This is a genomic window from Rhizobium sp. IY2 (genome assembly GCF_047532935.1).
GTDB classification, from domain to species: domain Bacteria; phylum Pseudomonadota; class Alphaproteobacteria; order Rhizobiales; family Rhizobiaceae; genus Rhizobium; species Rhizobium anhuiense.
Window position 1 is genome coordinate 1 of the sequence record NZ_JBLKNU010000002.1, and the last position, 20,574, is coordinate 20,574.

Below are 20,574 nucleotides of genomic sequence, written 5' to 3' on the forward strand. Positions count from 1 at the left end.
CGTCATGCTCCGCCCTTGCCGGACGACGTTCAATCCAGGCGCAACCTCCAGCCTATGCCCTCTATCTCAACCGCAGACGCCCTCCCGCGCAGCGGGTTCGTTCTCCGGCCCGAAGCGGACGTTCGAAGTCCTCTGACCTTTCGGGGCCGACAAGCCGTTGATGCCAGTCAGCCATCCCCGCACGTTCTCTTATCGCATCGTGGGCTTCCGTCATCGCGTCACTATTCGGGGCTACGCCTTCGAGGCGGCATCATCTGCTGGCGACAAGCACCCCTGCCCCGACCATCAAAGCTCCAGCGCCACGGTTGAGGATGCCGATCTTTTTCGGATCGGTCAGTGCCGTTTTCGCTTTATAGCCGATGAGCACATGTCCTCCGACTACGACCACCTCTATCAGGGCTATGACCGCCAGCAGTTCCACGGTGTCGGGGATGGTCAGTGGCCGGATGCCCAAGACGCCCGGCAGTAGCGCCAGATAGAAAATCGGCATTTTGGGATTGGAGATATTGAGAAGAAAACCCGTAATGAACAGGCGGATCAGGCCGCCCCTCATCACACGAGGTTTGATGTTCGGCTTCGAACGCCACATCGTGACCCCTGTGTAAATCAGGTAGATAGCGCCGACATATTGGATGAAACGCAGATTTTCGTTCATGTATTGAGCAATGGCGTTGAAGCCGATGGCCGAGAAGATGACGAACAGGAAGATGCTAAAAACGACGCCGCCCCCGTAGGCGACGCCCTGCGCCGGGCCGCTGGACACGGTCTTCGACAGGATCGTCAGGTTGTCAGGGCCAGGGCTTGCCGCGAATACGAAGAAGGCCAAGCTAAACGTCAGAACTGTTTGTAGGTCCATCATGCGCTCCTTTGCTCCGTTAACTCGTCGAACTTGCAATATCCGTCTTGAAAGTACTCCGCTCCTATCTGCTTGTAGCGCTCAGCGGGCGCATTATTACGTGTAAAAAATTCTAGAATCAACACTTATGGTTGCGTATAAATTCGTCAGGAGGTGTGCTGAAATTAGGCAGTACGTCTGATTTATTTGCTGCTCCTGCGATCAATTGGCGGCGGGGCAAGTATGAAGCACAGGAAGCATTGACACTCCGGTGCAACGCCCGACCGACCAGAGGCGCTCTCCACTCGCAACTGTCCCAAATTAACCCATAATTTAGCATTCGCTTGCATGCGCGGACTTCGATGCTACCGTCGACGCCATCGTGGGGGATCGCGTATGACAATTGAAGAGCTGATCGATTTACAGGAAGCAGGCTCGAGGGCGCGGGTGCTCGGACTGAAGGCTCACGAGAACCCATACCTCGCGGCCCATAGGATGCCGACCGGTGATAGCGCTGCTCTGGGGGATTGGCTTGCGCGTCACGACGCGTGGAAGTTCGGTTGGGAAGCGGAGGACGCCAGCCGTGAAGGTAGAATTGTGACTCACTTCAAAGAGCTGATCTCGATTGCCAAACGAGGTGCGCTCGATGCGTGACGTTGTTAATTTTGGCTACGATGCCTGAGTTAAACGCCAAGCGTCGTGTTCGGGCGCTGGTGAAACAATGCGACATCACCCTCGAAGCAGCCCGCGATCCGTTGTTTCTCAGCAGGAAACATAGACGGCCAGCGGCTGTCATAAATTGAGTTTTTGCTGGTTACAGCCATCGTTGCTCCTTGAAGCAAACCTTACCCTTTTGTGACATAGTTCACCAATCGACCCGGGACCGCTATTTCCTTCACAACGGTCCTGCCGGCAAGCAAAGTCACCACCTCAGGCTCTGATCGAGCTGCCGCCAGCAAACCCTCCCCCAGATCGGACGCCGCTCGGAAACGGTGACGAACCTTCCCGTTGATCTGCACCACGTACTCGCGCATCTCCTCCTCCGCCAATTCAGGATCGAAACTTGGCCATGGAACGAAAGCCAGTGTCCCTTCATGACCAAGCTTGCTCCACAACTCCTCGGCAATGTGAGGAGCGAACGGGGACAACAATAAAATCAATGTCTCGACGACCTCGCGCGGCCGCTCGGTCGCTGCCACAAGGGCGTTAGACAATTCCATCAGACGGGCGATGGCCGTGTTGAAGCGCATGGCTTCTATATCTTCGGTGACGAACTTCACCGTCTGATGGCGCAAGCGCAGCAGTTCCGAACCAGGGATGGCGTCCCGCACGGCTGGATGCAGTCCATCAGCCTCATCACAGACCATGCGCCATGCTCGATCCAGGAACCGGCGCACACCCTTCACACCCTCCGTCTGCCAGGGTTTGGTTCCGTCCAGTGGCCCCATGAACATCTCGTAAAGCCGCAGCGCATCAGCCCCATATTCGTCGACGACGTCATCAGGGTTGACGACGTTCAAACGCGACTTGGACATCTTCTCGACGGCGCGATGGACCTCGACCGAGCCCGCAAACCATCGTCCGCCCTTTTCGGTTACGGAAGACGGCTCGTAATATCGGCCAGCCACATCCCGATAGGAGTGGGCGAGGATCATTCCCTGATTGAACAGGCGCTGAAATGGTTCTTCGGTCGATACGACCCCGATATCGTAAAGCACCTTGTGCCAGAAGCGAGCGTAGAGCAGGTGCAAGACGGCATGCTCCGCCCCGCCGACGTAGATATCGACGGGCATCCAGTAGCGTTCGGCCTCATGCCCCACCAGTTCACGCTTATTGTGGGGATCGAGGAACCGCAAATAGTACCAGCATGAGCCGGCCCATTGCGGCATCGTGTTGGTCTCCCGCCTTGCCGGGAGGTCGGTGCCAGGCACCGTCGTTTGCACCCAGTCCTCCGCCCGGGCGAGTGGCGGTTCTCCATCAGCCGTCGGTGCATAGTCATCCAATTCCGGCGGCAGCAGCGGCAGGCATTCTTCAGGCAAAGGCACCACCGAACCGTCGGCCAGATGCAGCACCGGAATCGGCTCACCCCAATAACGCTGACGCGAGAAAAGCCAGTCCCGCAGGCGATAGGTGACCTTCGCTTTACCTGCCCCGTTGGCCTGCAGCCAGGCAACCATCGTCTGCCTGGCTGCAGGCGCGTCCAGGCCATCCAGAAAACCGGAACCGACCATCCGCCCATTGCCCTCGTAGGCCACGCGCTCGACGTCCTGGTCGCTCTCGATCACGCGCGTGATCGGCAGGCCGTGAGCAACAGCAAAAGCATGATCACGCGCATCATGGGCTGGAACCGGCATGAGGGCACCAGTGCCGTACCCACTCAGAACATAATCTGCCACCCAGATCGGCAGCCGGATCCCTGTTGCCGGATTGACTGCGTAAGCACCCGTGAAAACGCCGGTCTTTTCGCGTCCTGCATCGGCGCGCGACGTCTCATCTAGGACTGCAGACTGCTCAACATAGCTTTCCACCGCAGCTCGGGCCTCCCCCGTCACGATAGCAGGCAGCAACGGATGCTCCGGCGCGACGACGATATAGCTCACACCAAACAGGGTTTCGGGTCGTGTTGTGAAGGTCACGATCTCCGTGCCGCCAGGATCGACAGTAAAGGCAATCTCGGCTCCTGCCGAACGGCCGATCCAATTGCGCTGCATCGCCTTCAGGCTTTCTGGCCAATTGAGATCATCCAGGCCATCCAACAACCGGTCGGCATATGCGGTGATGCGCAGCATCCATTGACGCATCTGACGGCGGACCACCGGATCGCCGGTCTCGACGTAGCGCCCGTCTTTGACTTCCTCGTCGGCGAGCACGGCATTCTGAGCCGGACACCAATTGACCGCCACCTCGGCCTGGTACGCAAGACCCCGCTCGAACAGCTTCAGGAAAATCCACTGCGTCCACCTGACATAGTTGGGATTGGTGGTGGCGAGTTCGCGGCTCCAGTCGTAGGAAAAACCCAGTCGTTGCACCTGGCCGCGAAACGTCTCGATATTGCGCTTGGTCGTGATAGCCGGATGAACGCCTGTGCGCATCGCATGGCGCTCCGCTGGCAGGCCGAAGCTATCCCATCCCATCGGGTGCAACACACTGAATCCGCACATGCGCTTGTAGCGGCACAGGATGTCAGTCGCCGTATAACCCAGGGGATGGCCGACATGCAGCCCAGCGCCTGACGGATACGGAAACATATCGAGTGCATAGAATTTCGGCTTGGTCGGCTCGAACTCCGCTCGAAAGATATCGTGTTCGGCCCAATAGGCCTGCCATTTGGGCTCAATGGCCCGTGGATCGTAGGGCATGCGCCGCTCCTCGCGCCGACCAACTCATTGGTGGCGTCTTTTGAATGTGGCTCGCTTTTAAGGATGTCAGGAGCAGCTACGGCTGCCGGTACTGCGATGATTTCCGGCAGCCGCCGCTAAGTCGACATGCATGCGAATTCGCCAGCCGCAGCCGCGCTTCGACGGTGATTGAATGATGAGGCGAGGAAGACGTTCCAACGTCCATGGATGACGACCCAGGCAGATGAAATGAAAGGCAAATAGCAGGATTGACCCGGCTCCAGTCAGGAGGCCGGGTTGGTAAGTCGTGCGCCGAGAATACGCACGCGTGCTGCTTTGCTCGCGAAGGTCATCATGAACTAAGAATGCCCTATATGATTGCTTCTGCCAAGAGTGTATCCCTTGACTACAGCCGGATACATAGATCCACCCGTCGCATGGTGGTGTCTACATCTGTCAATCCGGCCATCGATCCGCTGGCCTACCTGACGGCCATGCAGTTGGGCCAGCGGCAACGGCCACACTCCGGTTTTTTTAAGTGCTCACGATGACTGCCGTCATCCCAACCGTCCCCTCGATGTGCTGATCGCCAAATACTATGATCACCTCCCACTCTATCGCCAGTCAGAGATTTATGCTCGGGAAGGCGTCGATCTGAGCCGTTCAACTATGCCAGACTGGATCGGCAGCCAGCACATTGCTGGAGCCGCTGCTGGTGAAGCTTCAAGAGCATGTATTCGCGGGTCATCGACGTCATGGCGATGATACAGTGTTCCTGTGCTGGAGCCTGGAAGGGACAAGACCAAGACTGGCCGACTGTGGACCTATGTTCGCGACGGTCGGCCCCACGGTGACACGACACCACCGGCAGCCTGCTACTTCTTCAGTCCGGATCGTAAGGGGCAACATCCCAAGCAGCAATTGGCCACCTTCTCTGTTCGCCGGATCAGAAAAAGGCGGAGAACGGGCCGCCGCCATCCTGTCACTGATCGAAACCGCAAAGCTCAATGGTCTCGATCCAGAGGCCTATCTGCGGGACATCCTTACCCGCATCGCCGATCATCCCATCTACACAATCGGTGAGCTATTGCCATGGAACACCGCAGCTAACCGAATCTAACCAGGAAAGCGCTGGTCGCAACGTCGGGCAAAATTGATTACGAGCGCGGCGTCTTTCTCAGCAATAGCGGCCAAGGAATCTACATGCTTCTGCATGTAGGCTTCTGCATCGCTTTTAGGTCGATGAGATTGTTCGAAAATGCCTTCAGCCTGGACAGCTAGCTTATCGAATTTTGTTTGGTAATCTCCGGCTTTGTTGGCATCTCCGGCTTCCTGATAGACCTTAGCCATGATCGCAAAGGCCGCTCCACACTGGAAAGGATGCTCGTTTGTATTCGGTCCAAGCTCCGCCGGACCCTGGCCGTAACTCGGCGTTGCCAGAGTCCCGACCAAAAGCAAAACAATCGCACGCACCACAAGCTCAACCTCTTCACGCCGGAGCTGTTATCGTAGCATTACAGCCTCAGGAAACGCCATCATGCACTTGGAAAACCAGTTAACCGGACGCTTACTCGCCGATTATCCCATCAACCGAATTGACGCCTTGTTGCCGTGAAACATCACACCGGAGCCCTGATTTGATCATTATCGACTTTATTTTTGAGGTGATTGGCTACACTACCGCCAGGCTCGTGTTGCCGCTCATCACCGGCGGGAAGGTGCGCGTGCAAGCCATATCCTCGACCGAGACGGGATTTAACTGGCTGGGCTTCAAACGCGTCCCCGATGGCTCACTGATCTGCCAAGCTCCTATGGCAGGATGGATCGGTTTGATCCCGTGGGTGGTTGTGGTCGCCGTTCTTATCCTCACAATCGCATAGCCGTCACCACCGGACGCTTACTTCCTATCCGCGTTCGTTGTGAAAGCTATGTCTAGCGGAAAACTGCTAAGCAAGCTTTCCCAAACAGCTTCAACCTGTCAACTTTCGCAAGGCGGGCTTGTAACTGTCTGTCGTGGGACAGGCATCTCGACCAGTCCTCGGGATGAATTGGGCATGTTTCAGCCCACGGACGGGGGATTCGAGAACTCCACACTCAGTGCGGCCTGGATATTCCGCAGTCGCCGTATGCAGAAGGCGATCACCGGACGTTGCCAATACCAAAAGTTGTACTATTGTCTGTCCCGCACGAGAAAACCTGATGGTGGTTATGCCGGTAGTAACTCGACATCTCATTGATCGGGGTGACGGAGCCACGGTCGAGCTCTTTCAAGCTCAGGTCGCAAGCGAAACGCCCGCAGGCGCAATCCTGTTTGTCCACGGCAACCAGGGTGGCCGTCTGCTTGGAGGGATAGAGGCGGTCGATAGCGGCGCGTTGCTTCGGTTCTGTTCTGGTTTGAATATCACTGCGGCGGCAGTCTCGCAGCCCGGTTTTGGGGCGTCAGATGGGCCTCCAGATTTCTGCGGTCCCAAAACTCAGCAGGCGATCATTGCGGCTCTCGGCTTCCTGAGGGAACAGCCTTCCGTCGACCCTAGCCGAATGGTCCTCTATGGAAACAGTCGTGGCGCCGTTGCATCGGCAATGGTTGCCACCCAGATTTCTGATCTGCGAGCAGTCATTCTCTCGGGCGGCGTCTACGATCTTGAAGTCGCTTATCACGCGAGTTCAGACGGTTTGCGGTGGGCTATCGAGAAGGAGGCGGGCCTGTCGAGAGAGGCCTTTCTGGCTCGCTCTGCGCTGCATTACGCGCCCGAAGTTCGGTCGGAGACGCTGTTGCTGCATGGAAAGCATGACGACCGTGCGCCGGTTGCCCATGCTGAACTGTTCTCAAAAGCTCTATCCAATGCAGGCGTCCCGGTGACGCTTCACATGTTTGAGTGTGGGCATCAAATTCCAAGGAGCCACGTGCAGGAAGCTCTCCGCCCCTTCCTGAAAAGGATGTTCCATCCCATCGTGACCTATCACTAAGGCGGCGCGTAGCTTCGGCTTCAGATTGTCGCCAGGAAGGTCGCAACATCCGAGCGGCTGGACAGCCTTACCTTTTGCAACGGATGCTCCTCGAAAAAACGTTGATGTGCGTCGAAGGAATTCATGTGGTTCTTCCGAAGACGGTAACCACGCGTGTATTCCAGCAATTCCTCGAACTGTTCCACGGTCCCGCCGCCGGTCTGGCCTCGTTGCAGAAGGTTTGAAATACACTCATCGTCAGAGACGTCGAGCCAAATGAGAGTTGTCACACGCGTCATCACCTGCCTGAGGATCGAACCGTAAATACCCTCCATCACCCAAGAGCTGTTGCCAGCAGCCTGGGTCACCAGTCGGTCGCGCTCATCACGCGGACGCTCTCCGGCAAAATTCGGTAGCCAATGAAGATCGTCGAGATGAACTGCTGGGATTTGCAATTTATGGGCTAGTTGCCCGGCCAGCCAGGACTTGCCACTTCCGCCATTGCCTACGATGAATATTCCGTCCATCTCTTGTCCCGCTTCAATGAGGGTAGATTGCTGATGGGCTTCAAACATGAAGCCGATCGGTGAACTTTATTGCATCGAATCCGAGTTGAGTGGTCTCAGCCCCGAAGCTTGCCTGGCTGGAAGGCGAGAACGATCAGCACCGCTGATCGCCGGCAAGCGAACCTGACTGACGCATCATCGAGCCCGCGTCGCCGCCAAATTGCCGCCAGCTCGTTCAGTTCGAGAGATACTCGTGCAGGAATGCCTTCACTCTGATGAAGGACTGCTCGGCAGCAGGCGCGTTATATTCTTCCCGATGACCGAATGCCGTCTTTGCCACTGTGACGTCTGGAGCATCGAAGGCATGGTACGCACCTGGATAGATATCGAGTTCGATCGGCGGACCTTTGCCACTGATGTGAGAAACCCTCTGCCGACACCTTTCGGCTGGGCTCCAATCGTCCACGTCGCCAATGAGGATCAAAGTTGGCACCGTCGCATCGCCCTCGTGGGGAGCGCAAACCGGATAGTACCCGACTGCAGCCTCGAACTTCCGATCCATGAACTGTTCGTTGCCCTCGGCTTTCGTGGCTTCCAGCGTCGCGATGCCACCAGCGGAAAAGCCCATCAGCCCCACATGTCGGGCATCAACGAAGGTGTATGTTGATAGGAAATCGAGAGCCCCGTAGGCATCGAATACCCGGTCAGGAAGATAGCTCTCACAGGTGTTGTCGATGTTGCGGGTCGTGAAGCTGTCGACCACCAGCACGACATATCCCCATGAGGTCAACCGCTGCGGCCAGTAAGTCTTGACGTTCTCATGGATACCGCCACAACCGTGCATGACGACGATAGCCGGAAAGGGACCATCTCCCTGTGGTCGGCTTAGATATCCCAGCAAGTGCGTGACTTGGGCCTGCGGGAGACTGACACCTTGTTCCCTTGCCTTGCGTTCCAGAAATGGACTTGGCTTTACGACTGCGCTGTCAAATCGCACCAACTCGTCGGCGTGAGCCGAAGGGTCAGGCTGCACGATAGCGATGAGCAAAAGTCCGAAAACAAGCTTTGTGATTTGCATTGAGTTGCTCCGCTGGGAGACAGGCAGTTGATCAAACGCTATCCACAACCGATCATCATCTAGATGCGGAAACTTCGACGTCCATAGGCTTTAAAGCGGCGCGGCAAATAGTCGCCTTCAATGATTATCCCCAGGCGTAAGTCCGGAGCCGGGGACAGAGCTCAAGGCTAAACCTTACGAGCGACATCGGCCTTGGCCGAGCGTCGTCAGCCAAACCGTCCCATCAGGAAATCGATCACCGTCCGCAACATCGCTGTCGGCCGCCGGTTCGGCGCATAGACGAGGTGCATCGGGACGGGCTTGTAGGACCACTCCGGCAGTACCCGTTCAAGCCGTCCTTCGGTGATATCGGCGGCGAGCAGCAGTTCCGGCTGAAGCGCAATTCCCGCGCCGCTGAGTGCTGCCATGCGCAGCGCCGCTCCCTGGTTGGTCGAGAATTTTCCGGAGATCAACACATCGCGCAGTTCGCCGCCCGGCCCGACCAGGTGCCAGCGATCCTGCATGCGCCAATAGGAGTGGCCGAGGCAGAGGTGGTTCGCCAGAGCCTCCGGCGAGGCCGGCCGGCCATGGCGGGCAAGATAGTCCGGCGAGGCAGCGAGAATCCGCCGGTAGGGCGTGAGCGGGCGGGCGACCAGGCCGCTGTCGGCGAGCGGGCCGATGTGGATGCCGAGCTCGAACCCCTCGCCGACGAGATCATGGACATTGTTGTCGAGCGACAGTTCGATGCTGACGTCGGGATAGGCGTTCTGGTAATCGATCAGCGCCGGCACCAAGACTTGCGTGCCGAAGCTGACCGGCGCAACCACTCGAAGCCGGCCGCGCGGCGCCGATTGCAGTTCGCTCGCCGAAGCTTCGGCCAGCGCCACTTCGGAAAGTGCGCGTTTGCAGCGCTCGTAATAGAGCTGGCCGACCTCTGTCAGTTGATGGCGCCGCGTGGTGCGATGGATCAGCTTCGCCCCGAGCCGGGTCTCGATCGTCTTGATGTGCTTGGCAACCATGGCAGGCGACACTTGCGCGATCTCCGCGGCCGCCGCGAAACTGCCATTGTCGATGACCCTGACGAACATCGCCATGCCGGCCAGCTTGTCCACGATTGCCTACCTGTTGGTTTCGAATGACGATACCAACAGCTTATTTATCAACCGACGAATTTACAACATGGTCATCACGCCCGCGCCAAGACGACGGACATCACCAACCTGACCAAGGAAGAGACCATGCCCATTCTTCACCTGCAGATGCATCCCGGCCGCACCGACGATCAGAAACGCGCCTTCGCGCGCGAAGCAACCAAGGCCGCCGTCGAAACCCTGGCGTGCCCGCCGGAATCGCTGGAAATCCTGATAACGGAGATCGCCAAGGATTCCTGGGCGGTCGGCGGCAAGCTGAAATCCGAGGCCTGAGAGACGACCCGCTATGCCGAAGGCTCGAGCTGCGGGCCGCCGCCGCCATGGTATAGGACGGGGAGCCGGCCCTCGGCTCCCTGCTGAATGTGAAGGGCGGCCGGTGATTTTACTGGCCGCCGCCACTCCACCGCACGCAAGCCTTTGGACAGCCGACCTCACCGGGGAGTTTGCTTTTGGTGCATCTGAGCCATGGCGGAGTTCGGCTCTAAGCGGACATTTCGGTGTTGAAGGCGAAGGCTGCTTGGCGTCCTCATATCAGTCGTAGAGCCAAGCGGTGACTTGAAAGCGGACAACACATCTGAGTGGCGAGGCGGCATGTTTGCGTCAAAAGCGGATTTTACGTTGAACGTGGTTGCATCTCTGATGCCTGCGCCTGTTTTAGGCCCTGTGTCCAGCTGTCACTCGTTCGCAAGCACGTTCTTTGCAGATGCAAATTGGCGATCATAGAAAATCCGAACCGACAGAACGACGCCGGCGATCAGCACGACAACCCCAGCGACTTCGATCGGAGTTGGCCAGCGGGCATGCACGACAAGTCCGCCAATCACGCCGAAGGCAGTCTCTGAGACGATCAATTGCGCGGCCAAGGCAACCGGCAGGCTGCGGGAGGCGATATTCCAAGCCCAGACGCCGCCCACGGTGGCCAGCAGCGCGAGAGTTGTGCCCCAGACATAGAGGTTGCTGGCAGCGCTCCAGCCGAATCCCAATATAGGAAGCCGGAAGAGGTCCATTGCGGCACCGATGGGATAGAAGGCCAGCATCAAGACGCCGCCGCCCACCAATATCAGCGCCGACCACACGCCGGAGGGCATGTCCGGCCGTGCGGCGAGTGCCGCCTGATTGGAAAGCGCGAACCAGACCCAAAGGCCCACGGCAGCAAGCGCCAGCGGCACGCCAATCCACAATGATTGCACAGAGTCCAGTCCTTCGGCCGTGAATGCCGTGCCATTGACGAGAACAAGACCGACCAGCACCAGTGCCAGAGGCACCATGAGGGATCGCCATGGCAATGATGCCTGACGCTGATTGCCAATGACCATCAATACGATTGGCACCAGCCCGAGAAAGGCCGGAGCGATGACTGGGCCGGCAAAGAGGGCCGCTCCGGTCACTGTCAGGAAGTAGCCGACATAGCCGACGAAGGCGAGCCAGATGGCTTGCAGGCAGTTTCGAAGCGTGAGGTGGCGCATGACACCCTTCTCGGAAAACAGAATGTAAAGCCCGACGAGTGCCGAGACGACGTGACGGATGAGGGCAAAATCAAAGGTGGAATAGTCACCGATGATGAAGGGCACGACGAAATTGAGCGAAAAGGCAAAGGCCGCAAAGAGAGCGGCCGACACGCCAACATAGAAAAGTCTGTCCATGATGTTCACCCTTTTGACGTTGAGTCACCGAGTCCTGGTCTCCGCGACACCGAGTATGCCGTTTGGCAGTCAAGCGAAATGCTTGATCGAATGGAGAAAATTTACCGGCCACGCGCCCTGGTCGGTAGCCGGGGAAAATGAGAGCCAGCCTCTCGATACGCATCACCCGGATCACGAAACGGTGCAGAATCGCAAGGGCCGCGATGCGTGTGCAACGCTTCGAAGCGGTCATCGCTGCTTCATCGGGATGGGATTCACGCAGACGGCCGTGCCGCTTCTTCAGGGGAGCCGATTTCCCGCCGCAACGGCTCAGACCGGGCGAACTTCGGCAAGCCGCTTGACTGCATACTCGTCCCGCCAGCAGACGGCGGCTTCGCAACCAGGGATACCGCCGCCTTCATCTGTGCAGCGCACGGGAATTGTGGCATAACTGGGCCATGGCGATACATGTCTTGGCGGTCCATCGCGACACGGTCGGGACGGAACAGGCGGCGGGCGGTTCGCTTGCAGCCGCCTATTCCGTGGGGGTTTTCTGCTGGCTGCTGTCGGCCGGCGTCTATATCGCCGCGAAATGGGTCTCTTCGGAGATGCCGCCCTGGGCGCTTTGCTTCTGGCGCGTGCTGATCGCCTGGGCGATCCTGATGCCCATCGTGTACCGGCATTTCGGCGCCATGGTCGCGCTTGTGCGGGCTCGCGGCCTCGAGCTGCTCGCCATCGGCGGTGTGGGGCTTGGCGTCTGCCAGGGCCTGATTTTTGTCGGCCTTGAACATGCCGATGCCACGACCGCCGGCATCATCATCGCCCTGATCCCGATCATCACCATGATTCTTGCCCGTTTCATTCTGGCTGAGCCGATGGGACGCTGGCAGGTGATCGGATCGATCCTCGCCTTTTTCGGGATCGTGGTCATCATCGTCAAGGGCAGCCCGGCTGCGCTCTTGCGTCTCGACCTCAATCCCGGGGAGTTGTGGATCGTCGCTGGCGCGTTCTGTTTCAGCCTCTACACCGTCCTGCTCCGCCGCGCGAAATTCGATGTGAATCGCCTTGCGCTCCTGGTGCTGCTCCTCGGTGCAGCGGTGCTGACGGCGCTGCCCTTCTACCTGTTTGAGCTTGTCTCCGACGAGCGCTCGACGCTGAATGCCAGCGGCCTTATCGCGCTCGGCTATGTCGCGATCCCGGGTGGCGCGGTTATGTATTATCTCTTCAATCGCAGCATCGAGGCCCTGGGTGCGGCGCGGGCGGGCGTGCTGCTTTACATCCAGACGATCTTTATCGCCGTGCTCGCCTACCTGTTCCTCGGCGAACAGTTGCAACGCTATCATCTCGAAGGCGCGGCACTCATCGTCGCCGGCTTGCTTCTCATCATCTTGCTGAAGCCAACGACCAGAGCGGAGGCGACCAAAGCCTGAGTACGAACGCAATGGCTTTCCCAATGACCGCTTCTCAAACCTGTGCCATGTCCGCTTTCGGAAAAAGGAACCAGGTGGTTCTATGAGCAATATGGGGCGCAATGCGACCGGGTGTTGTCCCGATCCTGCGCTTGGTTTACCCAAGTCTCAATCGGGTTGATCGAGGGTGCCGCGAGTGGGATGGGAAGCACTGGAGCTGTGGGGCAAGGACGCGGTTCGCATCGAACGGCTGGCTGGCGGGGTCGCCAATGATGTCTGGAGCGTGCACATCCACGGGCAACTTGCAGTCGGTCGTCTGGGTACCAGGAGCAATGCTGATCTGGCGTGGGAGGTTGAACTCCTCCGGCACCTTGACCGTGAAGGTCTGAGCGTGCCGGTGCCGATCCCGGCAGACGACGGCCGGCTATTCGCGGATGGCCTGATGGTTATGACATACATGCATGGCGGACCACCCGAGACCGAGGGCGACTGGCGTCGTGTCGCCGAGACCCTCCGCGAACTGCATCGTTTGACGCAAGGCTGGCCGCAGCGCCCAGGGTGGCGATCCTCGACGGACCTCCTGCATGCCGAGACGGGGACGAGGATCGACCTTGCCGCGATGCCGCCAGATGGCGTCGCTCGATGCCGCGCGGCGTGGGCACGGCTTGTCGGACGTGAGACACGCGTCGTCCACGGTAATCCCAACAACCCTGCCAACATCCGCATGACCACGGACCGCGTCGCACTGATCGACTGGGATGAGTCGCATATCGACGTCCCCGACCTTGACCTCGTCTTGCCCCATAATGCTGCCGATCTGGAAGCCGGGGCGTATGACATCGCCGCGCAAGCATCGGCCGCATGGGAAGCCGCCGTCTGTTGGGATGACGAATACGCGAAACAGCGACTTGCCGAAGTTCGAGCGGTCTAGAGCGGTTCAGCTTTTAACGGAAGCGCAGAACCGCTCTATTCTTTTGTTTTTACGCAATTCCCGGCAAAAGCGCTTCGCGCTTTGCCTGGGAAACCCGCTTCGCACTTTTCCTGAAATTGCTCTAAAGCGCGTCGCATGAAACGTGGTTCAAGCGACGTGCTTTAGCTCTTTGTTTTTATGCATGTCGTACCTCCGGAACCGCTGCACACTTCCGGGCGACATGCATCAGCGACGGCCGCTCCCGGCGCAAGCCTGACGTCGATAGGCAGGTAGCCCCTGGAAATACGGCCTAGGTTAGCATTATCGGAGGAAGGTCCGGCCGCCGCTCTCCCAGTCCCCGCGGGACGAGCGATAGAGCCGCGATCCCCGCCTCATCGGCCGCACGCAGAAGCGCTTCCCGGAATTGTTCCGGGGCAATCTTCCCGCTCAATGCGTCGACGCAGGCTTTCACGGCAGCCACATATTCCTCGCCGTCATCGCAAGGCCAGTCGTTGATCAGGAGACGCGCCGCGTCGCCCAGCGTCCATACGATCTTGCGAGATGCCGGTCCTCGCAAAGCGAATCCGACCGGCGTAAATGCTGATGATGTATTCCAGCACATTGTCCTCGACCCCTCAAGGCACGGGTACTACAGTCCCCGCGATCAATATACGCGCGTATTTTGAAATTTGGAATTGAAAACTGTCGAGAGGCACCGCTTGAACGCGAGGCTGTGGAATCAGGAAAAATGGCGCCCGTGGCTTTATCTCGGAGCGCCCTGCGTTGCGTCGACAGGTGACATCCCTGGGGCGGAAAGGCCGTCCACATGTTCGGAAATCATGGAAGGCGTTTTTGAACCATGCATTCCGACGAAGCGTAGCAACTGCCACCAGACTCGGGATATAGGGACCTTATCCAGCCAGCATACGTGCGAGCATATGTCTGATATGGTCCTGCGCGCCGTAGAAAATTGCAGCGATAGTGATCGTGCGACGACTTTCCACCGGCACGAACCAGATAGCCGCCTTATCCCGCCGAAGAAACCGGATTCCACGGTAAATGTCGGCCCGCAATGTCCCGATATAAGGCGTATCGACGAGACGATCGATTTCGAGACGCAATTTGCGGATTCGTTCAGCGGTACGCTCCAACGCCTCGTCGGCCAAGTCTCCGAGTTCGACATGGGCGTCGAAGAGATGGTCGAAAATCAACTCAAAATCGCGTTCGGCATCCTCGGAATATTCAAGGGTCCACACGAACAGCCCGCCGCTTCCGCTCGATCATCGCCTCGACGCGGATTTCCATTTCCGTCGTGGAAATCATCGGGCCTTTCAAACGCCGATGGACCAATTCGCGAAGCGCTGCCGTTTCGACGGCCTCAGCCTCCGTCTTTTGGCGGAGGAGTTCCAAGCCCTGCTGAAGAACGGAACTCATGCTGGAATACCGGCCGCTTTCCACCAGCGAACGGGCAAAAGCGTCCTGCTGGTCGGTCAGCGAGATCGACGATTTGACACTCATCGGTTTATCTCCATTGAGCCGAATTTACTACTCAGTAGCATATTTGTCGATCTGCCGGAACCCCTCCCTCTATTCGTCATGACGGTGACGACCCATAGGCCATGGTGCAGTCACGGCAAGCCAGTATACACTCAAGCGAATCCCCTTTGTCGAAAGCCATATATGCAGCGCCTGCCCCGTGCCCCCAAAGCCGTTCTGTTCGACATGGACGGATTGATGTTCGATACCGAAGCTCTGTATCGAGATGCGACGATCACGGCTGCACGGAATGCGGGTTTCGAATTGCCTCTCTCGGCCTATCTTGAAACCATCGGTTTGCCGGCTTCCCGTGTGCGCGAACTCCTGTTGGCCCGGTTCGGCAAGGATGCCCCTCTGGAGGATCTCTGGAGGCAGGCTTCGGAACTCTTCACGCAGATGGTGCAAACGGATTTGCGAACGAAAGCAGGCTTGCCGGAAATCCTATCCTTCCTCGAGGCAGCGCGGATCCCTTCGGCCATCGTCACCTCATCGGATCGGACGGCCGTCGAGGCGCATCTTTCGGCCGCCGGGCTGCAAGGCCGGTTCCAAACCATTATTGCCTATGGCGATTACACGGTGGGAAAACCGGATCCCGCTCCATACCTGCTGGCCGCCGAGCGGCTCAACCTGCCCATATCGGAATGCGTTGCCCTGGAAGACTCCCGAAATGGAGTTCTCTCCGCATCAGTCGCGGGAGCGATGACCATCATGGTGCCTGATCTGGCTCAGCCGGCTCCGGATATTCCTGGCCGCTGCGCTTGCATCTTGGCGGATCTTCACGCTGTTCGGGATTTGATCGCCATCTCGATGGCGGGAGCCGCCGTGGAGCCGTGAGGGAACAAAACTGCAGGCCTACAGATGCACTCTGCACGTCATGCAGTTGACAGGTCGGGACGGTTCTTTCATCTGGAGCGCCAGATCAGGAGCCTTCACATGACCCTTACCGTACGCCCCGCGACGCCTTCAGACGCGGCAACGATCCTGCGATTCGTCCGCGAATTGGCCGACTATGAAAAGGCGATCCACGAGGTCGAGGCGACCGAGGAGAGCACGCGTGCGGCGATCTTCGGCGACGGTTCGGTCACGCATGCGCTGATCTGCGAACGCGAAGGCCAAGCGATCGGCATGGCGGTCTATTTCTTCAGCTATTCGACTTGGCAGGCGAAGAACGGCCTTTATCTGGAAGATCTCTACGTAACACCGGACGCGCGCGGCTCGGGAGCCGGCAAGGCGCTGTTGCGGCGCCTCGCACAGATCGCGCTAGAGAAGAACTGCGGCCGCTTTGAATGGAGTGTGCTCGACTGGAACGAACCTTCGATCCGCGTCTATGAGGCGATCGGCGCGGAGCCGCAGAAGGAATGGATCCGCTATCGGATGGCGGGAGAGACGCTGGCGGCGTTTGCCCGCGGCTAGAATTCTCTATTTTTTCTTGGCCGCGGCGCTTGCGTCTTGACGGACTTGCACGCCGTTCGGGATTTGATCGCCATCAGCCTGGCTGACCGCGACGCGGCCCGAACGGGACATTGCCGATAATCGACATTGTCCCATCGCGGTCGGGCGGGCGCATCATCCCGCGCAGCCGATAGTCAGCGGCACCCAGCTTTCCCCCTTCAATCTCCACCCTTCCGATCCTCACCGCAATTCTGCAGTAACCCGGAAAATCCCGCCGGCCGAAGCATCCGAGCAGACGACGAAGGTGGAGCCCTCCTGCGCCATGAAGGCGACGTTGCCGCCGGCTTCGCAGGGGGTGGCGCTCCATTGCAGGATGATGTCGCCGTTATCGGGCAGTTTTTCCGGCGGGATCTTCGCCGCACTTGCCATCCATTCGGTTGCCGACGGCAGGTGGACGGGGGCGTTCAGCTGTTTCGACAGCCAGGCGGTATAGTTCTGCGCCACGGCAAGCGGCACGTCGTCGGCGGGCTGCTGCGGATTGCCGCCATAGGCTTGGGCGGCGGCGGGATCTGAGATGGCGGTGTAATATTCCGCCATTTCGGCGCGGGTGACGGCCTTCGTCTGCATGCAGAAAGACTTGTCGATCTTCACGGCGCCATTGGCAACGCCGAGCATGCCGCCGAGTTCCTTCATCGAGGAGGTCATCAGCCGGACATTCTCCAGCGAATAACTTCCGGCCGGGACGGTCTCGAAGGCGAGAGCCTGCGAAACCGGGCAGAAGCCGCGCGCCGACAGAGCCTCGAGTTCGGCAAGGATCGGCTGGTAGGCTGCGACCGCCAACTTGTAGGCTTCGGCGGTGTAGCGGCCGTCGGCCTCGCCGATCTTCGGGGCGAGGGCTGCAAGCGTCGGATCGGCCGCACCGGCGCGGGTGGCGATCGAGGCGTTGAGATCGGTGACTTTCTGCTTCAGCGCGGTGGCCTCGTCCTTCGCCGCCATGACGTCGGCGATGACGGCGTCGAAGAGTTTGGCGGCGTCGCCATAGCCTGAGGTCGCGGCCGGCGTCTGCCATTGCTCGGCCTTGGCCTTGGCTTCGGTCATCAGCCCGCTCGCCTTGGCGACGTCGGGGCTATCGCCGGCGCCGATGCGGTTGACGGTTTCGCGTTTGGCCGCCGCGTCCTTTTCGGCTGCGGTGAGCGCGGTGAGCGCCTTGGCGAGATCGTCAAACGTCGTTTTCGACTCGTCATAGGCGCCGACGGCAGCATGCATCTGTTTGGCGACGGCGGCCTCGGCGGCGGTCTTCATCTTGGTATCGGCCTCGGCAAAACCCGGCGCCTTGTCGCCGCCTGCGGCAGAGGCGGCAGCTTTTGCCGTCTCGGCATTCTCCTTGGAGATGGCGATCAGCGCATTGCCGAGATTGATGGCGGCCGTCTGATAGCCCGGAAGGGCCTTGTCGTAGTCTTCATCCTTGAGCAGCGCATCGGCCGAGGTCAGCGCCGCAGCACCGGTGTCATAGGCGAGTTTCGCCTGGTCGCCGGAGGGGCGCTCCGGCGCCTTGGCGGCGATCGCCTTCTGTTTGCGGCTTTCGGCCTCCTTCTTCCAGGTGCCGACATCGGCGACGAGCTTCGGATCCGGGCGCAGCAGTTTGGGGATGGTGACGACACCGACGCCGATGCAGATCAAGAGCAGCGCTCCGGTCATCGAGAGCTTGGCCAGCGTCCATTTTTTCGGCTTCGGCGGTTCCGGCTGCTGCATGCCGCCGCGCGGATCCCATGACATCGGCTGGATGCCTGTGGTCACCCGGGCATATTCGCCCAGCGCATCGGCGCCTGTGCGCGGTCGCCCGGCCGGGTCGCGGCTCAGCATCCTTTCCACAAGGCTTGCCAGACCCTCGGGAAAACCGGGGATCAGCACATCGAGGCGGGGAAAAACGTTGGACGGGTCGAGATGGATGTTCTTCCAGCTCTGCTCGCGCTGGTGCTCGTCTTCCCAGACCATGACGCTGTCGAAGACGCTGGCATAGGTCTGCCGCGGCAGGAAGAGCTTGTAGGCGATCATGCCCATGGCGTAGATATCGAGCGCCGGCGAGGCGGAGAAGGTGCCGCTGGCATAGATCTCCGGCGCCCCGAATTCCGGTACATAGGGCGGGATGATATGTTCGCCGATCTTGGAGATCAGGTGCAGGTTGCCGATCCGGACCGACAGGCCGGAATAATCCTCGGAGACATAGATGCACTGGTCGGTCAGGGCATTGTGGGCGTAGCCGGCGCCGTGCAGCGTCGCCAGGCCCTCGAGGATGTGGCGGCCGATCTCGACGGCGCGCTCGTAGGCCACCATCTCCGTTTCGTCGAGATACTGGTGCAGCGTCTTCGACGGCCGCTTCTCGACGATATAGAAATTGTCGTCTTCCGGCGACGGTGGAATGAGGTCCTCGATTTCAACGAAGCGCCGCGCCGTCAGCGATTTGGCCTCGTTGATCGAGGTCCAGACGCGCTCGAAACGCGCCTTGTCCAATTTTAGCGCTATATCGGGCGTGACGATGAAGACCGCATGGTCCATCCGCTTGTCCTGGGCGGGATAGACGATGAACTCGTTTTCATAGATCGGCTCGCCGATCGTGTAGCGGGCGATCAGATCACTTCTCATGCACGTGTCCCCCTGCATTCATTCATGAAACCGAATTCTATTCACCCGCCAGAAGCGGGTCACCGATCAGGCCTGCGGCGAGCAGCAGACCGGTCTTCGTATCGCGAAGCGCGAAGGCAAAACGGGCATCGGCGACGACGCGAACAAGTGTCGGCTCGATGCTGCGTTCCGTGATGACAGCCGTGGCTGCCGCCGCCTCCGTGCCGTTTTCGTCAACCTTGATCATGGTCTTCTGCAGGACATGGGACAAGCGGATGTTTTCCTTGGTGAAACCCGGAAAACCCGCATCCTTGGCCTTCTCGGGCGCCACGCCCATCGCATTCAGTACCGGCATCAAATCACGCCCGTCGTTCAGGGAAAAGCGGGGCAGGAAGATTTCGCCCTTGGCGGCCTCGAATTTCTCGCCCTGAAGCCAGGAAGCGAGCGCCTTCAGATCCGTGCCGCCGACACCCTTGCCGGAGCGCGCCGCCACCACGACCATGCTGTAGCTCTCGCCGGCATAGGCAAGATCGACGGCGGTGAATTTTTCATCGGAGCGAAACCTCTGCCCGTCGCTGGCAAGATGCATCATCGGCACCGAAATCGTCGAGCCATCCGGGCGCTGAAATGGGCTTGCCGGGCTCTCCTTCTCGAAGGAGGTCTTCCAGCGCGCCTTGAAGGAGAGTGCGCCGAGGCTGACGAAGCCGCCGCCGGGCGGTGCGTCGAGGATCGACGGAATGGCGCCCCGCGTGGCGTTCTTCACCCAGCCGTTGATGTTCTCGACCGATTTCGGCCCGTCGAGATCCTCGATCGAAGGTTTGACCCGGTGACCGGCGAGCATGGGAAGCGCATCGGCAACGAGCACCAGTCTGTCGTCGAAGACGATCGCAACCGCCGTCGCCAAAGGCGCATCGGCCGCGGCCGGCTTTTCCCCCGTCATGGCGGCAAGCACCTTTTCCGGTCCCTTCACTTCGCCGGCGAAGCCGAGGCTCTTGGCGATTGCCGCCTTGCCCTCATCGGAGGCGCCGAGGCTTGCGAGACCGAGGGCGGCCGCAAGGCTTGCCGGCGACACCATGATATTGGCCGCCCCTTCCTTTGCCAGGGTGCGGTCGATGAGCTCGGCGGCAAGCCCCGCCTGGGCGGCAAGCACCGCCTTGCTGTCGCCGGTCTCGCCGGCATGGACTGGGGCAAACGCCATCAGGGAAGCGGCAAGACCGGCCAGCAGAGTGGATTTCGGCATGGTTCGCTCC

At 59.5% G+C, this 20,574-nt stretch carries 21 protein-coding genes and 2 pseudogenes; 10 read left to right on the top strand and 13 right to left on the bottom strand.

All coding sequences use genetic code 11. From position 1 onward, the window contains the following. Positions 1-250 precede the first annotated feature (250 nt). Entirely contained in the window at positions 251-856 is a 606-nt protein-coding gene (locus ACMUVN_RS08695) for a LysE family translocator (protein ID WP_063475696.1), read from the bottom strand. Between the two features lie 375 nt (positions 857-1,231). On the opposite strand from ACMUVN_RS08695, the gene ACMUVN_RS08700 reads away from it, so the two are divergent. Further along, positions 1,232-1,489, top strand: coding sequence for a CrpP-related protein (locus tag ACMUVN_RS08700; RefSeq protein WP_028758724.1), 258 nt, complete (start codon positions 1,232-1,234; stop codon positions 1,487-1,489). A 29-nt stretch (positions 1,490-1,518) separates the two neighbouring features. Here ACMUVN_RS08700 and ACMUVN_RS08705 read toward each other — a convergent pair whose 3' ends face one another. After that, positions 1,519-1,659 (bottom strand): GrpB family protein, encoded by a 141-nt coding sequence (locus ACMUVN_RS08705; protein WP_141677034.1) that lies wholly within the window; start codon positions 1,657-1,659, stop codon positions 1,519-1,521. A gap of 21 nt (positions 1,660-1,680) precedes the next feature. Beyond that, positions 1,681-4,194: a leucine--tRNA ligase gene (gene leuS / locus ACMUVN_RS08710; RefSeq protein ID WP_028758723.1), complete on the bottom strand. Its 2,514-nt coding sequence runs from the start codon at positions 4,192-4,194 to the stop codon at positions 1,681-1,683. A 558-nt stretch (positions 4,195-4,752) separates the two neighbouring features. On the opposite strand from leuS, the pseudogene ACMUVN_RS08715 reads away from it, so the two are divergent. Beyond that, positions 4,753-5,049, top strand: a pseudogene (locus ACMUVN_RS08715) (IS66 family transposase); the annotation flags it as partial. Between the two features lie 58 nt (positions 5,050-5,107). Continuing rightward, positions 5,108-5,293 (top strand): annotated as a pseudogene (locus ACMUVN_RS08720) (transposase domain-containing protein); the annotation flags it as partial. Here ACMUVN_RS08720 and ACMUVN_RS08725 read toward each other — a convergent pair. Continuing rightward, complete coding sequence (locus ACMUVN_RS08725; protein ID WP_028758721.1) at positions 5,290-5,649, bottom strand: hypothetical protein; 360 nt, start codon at positions 5,647-5,649, stop codon at positions 5,290-5,292. The pseudogene ACMUVN_RS08720 and the gene ACMUVN_RS08725 overlap by 4 nt on opposite strands. A gap of 161 nt (positions 5,650-5,810) precedes the next feature. Between ACMUVN_RS08725 and ACMUVN_RS08730 the strand changes: the two genes are divergently transcribed. Together ACMUVN_RS08730 and ACMUVN_RS08735 are read left to right on the top strand one after the other, a co-directional pair. After that, positions 5,811-6,053, top strand: coding sequence for a hypothetical protein (locus tag ACMUVN_RS08730; RefSeq protein WP_028758720.1), 243 nt, complete (start codon positions 5,811-5,813; stop codon positions 6,051-6,053). Positions 6,054-6,372: 319 nt separating this feature from the next. Then, the gene (locus ACMUVN_RS08735; protein WP_028759184.1) at positions 6,373-7,140 is read left to right on the top strand and encodes an alpha/beta hydrolase family protein; all 768 of its coding nucleotides are present in this window, start codon (positions 6,373-6,375) and stop codon (positions 7,138-7,140) included. A 20-nt stretch (positions 7,141-7,160) separates the two neighbouring features. On the opposite strand, the gene ACMUVN_RS08740 is transcribed toward ACMUVN_RS08735, so the two are convergent. The 3 genes from ACMUVN_RS08740 to ACMUVN_RS08750 form a co-directional block, all read right to left on the bottom strand. Beyond that, on the bottom strand, positions 7,161-7,694 hold the full coding sequence (locus tag ACMUVN_RS08740; protein WP_049813668.1) for a hypothetical protein: 534 nt from the start codon (positions 7,692-7,694) through the stop codon (positions 7,161-7,163). A 166-nt stretch (positions 7,695-7,860) separates the two neighbouring features. After that, on the bottom strand, positions 7,861-8,703 hold the full coding sequence (locus ACMUVN_RS08745; protein WP_063475697.1) for a dienelactone hydrolase family protein: 843 nt from the start codon (positions 8,701-8,703) through the stop codon (positions 7,861-7,863). Between the two features lie 206 nt (positions 8,704-8,909). Next, complete coding sequence (locus tag ACMUVN_RS08750) at positions 8,910-9,794, bottom strand: LysR family transcriptional regulator (protein WP_029868325.1); 885 nt, start codon at positions 9,792-9,794, stop codon at positions 8,910-8,912. Positions 9,795-9,836: 42 nt separating this feature from the next. On the opposite strand from ACMUVN_RS08750, the gene ACMUVN_RS08755 reads away from it, so the two are divergent. Further along, positions 9,837-10,106 carry a 4-oxalocrotonate tautomerase gene (locus ACMUVN_RS08755; protein ID WP_254956313.1) on the top strand — a complete coding sequence of 90 codons (270 nt, stop codon included), beginning with the start codon at positions 9,837-9,839 and terminating at the stop codon, positions 10,104-10,106. 401 nt (positions 10,107-10,507) lie between these two features. Here ACMUVN_RS08755 and ACMUVN_RS08760 read toward each other — a convergent pair whose 3' ends face one another. Further along, a complete protein-coding gene (locus tag ACMUVN_RS08760) occupies positions 10,508-11,476 on the bottom strand; it encodes a DMT family transporter (RefSeq protein WP_047614520.1) in 969 nt (322 codons plus the stop codon). A gap of 437 nt (positions 11,477-11,913) precedes the next feature. Here ACMUVN_RS08760 and ACMUVN_RS08765 point away from each other — a divergent pair, with 437 nt between their 5' ends. Together ACMUVN_RS08765 and ACMUVN_RS08770 are read left to right on the top strand one after the other, a co-directional pair. Continuing rightward, positions 11,914-12,885 carry a DMT family transporter gene (locus ACMUVN_RS08765; RefSeq protein ID WP_029868327.1) on the top strand — a complete coding sequence of 324 codons (972 nt, stop codon included), beginning with the start codon at positions 11,914-11,916 and terminating at the stop codon, positions 12,883-12,885. A 175-nt stretch (positions 12,886-13,060) separates the two neighbouring features. Continuing rightward, positions 13,061-13,795, top strand: a complete 735-nt coding sequence (locus ACMUVN_RS08770; RefSeq protein WP_047611895.1) for a phosphotransferase — start codon at positions 13,061-13,063, stop codon at positions 13,793-13,795. A 289-nt stretch (positions 13,796-14,084) separates the two neighbouring features. On the opposite strand, the gene ACMUVN_RS08775 is transcribed toward ACMUVN_RS08770, so the two are convergent. From ACMUVN_RS08775 to ACMUVN_RS08785, 3 genes are all read right to left on the bottom strand, one after another. Beyond that, a complete protein-coding gene (locus ACMUVN_RS08775) occupies positions 14,085-14,396 on the bottom strand; it encodes a DUF982 domain-containing protein (RefSeq protein ID WP_414815017.1) in 312 nt (103 codons plus the stop codon). 289 nt (positions 14,397-14,685) lie between these two features. Further along, entirely contained in the window at positions 14,686-15,036 is a 351-nt protein-coding gene (locus tag ACMUVN_RS08780; RefSeq protein ID WP_088930357.1) for a type II toxin-antitoxin system RelE/ParE family toxin, read from the bottom strand. Further along, positions 15,017-15,292, bottom strand: a complete 276-nt coding sequence (locus ACMUVN_RS08785) for a type II toxin-antitoxin system ParD family antitoxin (RefSeq protein ID WP_063475700.1) — start codon at positions 15,290-15,292, stop codon at positions 15,017-15,019. The genes ACMUVN_RS08780 and ACMUVN_RS08785 overlap by 20 nt, the downstream gene beginning before the upstream one ends. 162 nt (positions 15,293-15,454) lie before the next feature. Here ACMUVN_RS08785 and ACMUVN_RS08790 point away from each other — a divergent pair, with 162 nt between their 5' ends. Both ACMUVN_RS08790 and ACMUVN_RS08795 read left to right on the top strand, forming a co-directional pair. Further along, the gene (locus tag ACMUVN_RS08790) at positions 15,455-16,144 is read left to right on the top strand and encodes an HAD family hydrolase (RefSeq protein ID WP_063475701.1); all 690 of its coding nucleotides are present in this window, start codon (positions 15,455-15,457) and stop codon (positions 16,142-16,144) included. 99 nt (positions 16,145-16,243) lie between these two features. Further along, positions 16,244-16,723, top strand: a complete 480-nt coding sequence (locus tag ACMUVN_RS08795; protein ID WP_063475702.1) for a GNAT family N-acetyltransferase — start codon at positions 16,244-16,246, stop codon at positions 16,721-16,723. Positions 16,724-16,942: 219 nt separating this feature from the next. Here the strand turns inward: ACMUVN_RS08795 and ACMUVN_RS08800 are convergent, their stop codons facing one another. Next, entirely contained in the window at positions 16,943-19,345 is a 2,403-nt protein-coding gene (locus ACMUVN_RS08800; protein ID WP_414815018.1) for a protein kinase domain-containing protein, read from the bottom strand. Between the two features lie 37 nt (positions 19,346-19,382). Beyond that, entirely contained in the window at positions 19,383-20,564 is a 1,182-nt protein-coding gene (locus tag ACMUVN_RS08805) for a serpin family protein (protein ID WP_414815019.1), read from the bottom strand. Positions 20,565-20,574 lie beyond the last annotated feature (10 nt).

Excerpts from the sequence above, each read along its gene's own strand:
- ACMUVN_RS08745 (WP_063475697.1), bottom strand. The coding sequence starts at position 8,703 with ATGCAAATCACAAAGCTTGTTTTCGGACTTTTGCTCATCGCTATCGTG.
- ACMUVN_RS08805 (WP_414815019.1), bottom strand. The coding sequence starts at position 20,564 with ATGCCGAAATCCACTCTGCTGGCCGGTCTTGCCGCTTCCCTGATGGCG.
- ACMUVN_RS08775 (WP_414815017.1), bottom strand. The coding sequence starts at position 14,396 with ATGTGCTGGAATACATCATCAGCATTTACGCCGGTCGGATTCGCTTTG.
- ACMUVN_RS08705 (WP_141677034.1), bottom strand. The coding sequence starts at position 1,659 with ATGGCTGTAACCAGCAAAAACTCAATTTATGACAGCCGCTGGCCGTCT.
- ACMUVN_RS08785 (WP_063475700.1), bottom strand. The coding sequence starts at position 15,292 with ATGAGTGTCAAATCGTCGATCTCGCTGACCGACCAGCAGGACGCTTTT.
- ACMUVN_RS08760 (WP_047614520.1), bottom strand. The coding sequence starts at position 11,476 with ATGGACAGACTTTTCTATGTTGGCGTGTCGGCCGCTCTCTTTGCGGCC.
- ACMUVN_RS08695 (WP_063475696.1), bottom strand. The coding sequence starts at position 856 with ATGGACCTACAAACAGTTCTGACGTTTAGCTTGGCCTTCTTCGTATTC.
- ACMUVN_RS08795 (WP_063475702.1), top strand. The coding sequence starts at position 16,244 with ATGACCCTTACCGTACGCCCCGCGACGCCTTCAGACGCGGCAACGATC.
- leuS (WP_028758723.1), bottom strand. The coding sequence starts at position 4,194 with ATGCCCTACGATCCACGGGCCATTGAGCCCAAATGGCAGGCCTATTGG.
- ACMUVN_RS08800 (WP_414815018.1), bottom strand. The coding sequence starts at position 19,345 with ATGAGAAGTGATCTGATCGCCCGCTACACGATCGGCGAGCCGATCTAT.
- ACMUVN_RS08765 (WP_029868327.1), top strand. The coding sequence starts at position 11,914 with ATGGCGATACATGTCTTGGCGGTCCATCGCGACACGGTCGGGACGGAA.
- ACMUVN_RS08735 (WP_028759184.1), top strand. The coding sequence starts at position 6,373 with ATGGTGGTTATGCCGGTAGTAACTCGACATCTCATTGATCGGGGTGAC.
- ACMUVN_RS08700 (WP_028758724.1), top strand. The coding sequence starts at position 1,232 with ATGACAATTGAAGAGCTGATCGATTTACAGGAAGCAGGCTCGAGGGCG.
- ACMUVN_RS08740 (WP_049813668.1), bottom strand. The coding sequence starts at position 7,694 with ATGTTTGAAGCCCATCAGCAATCTACCCTCATTGAAGCGGGACAAGAG.
- ACMUVN_RS08790 (WP_063475701.1), top strand. The coding sequence starts at position 15,455 with ATGCAGCGCCTGCCCCGTGCCCCCAAAGCCGTTCTGTTCGACATGGAC.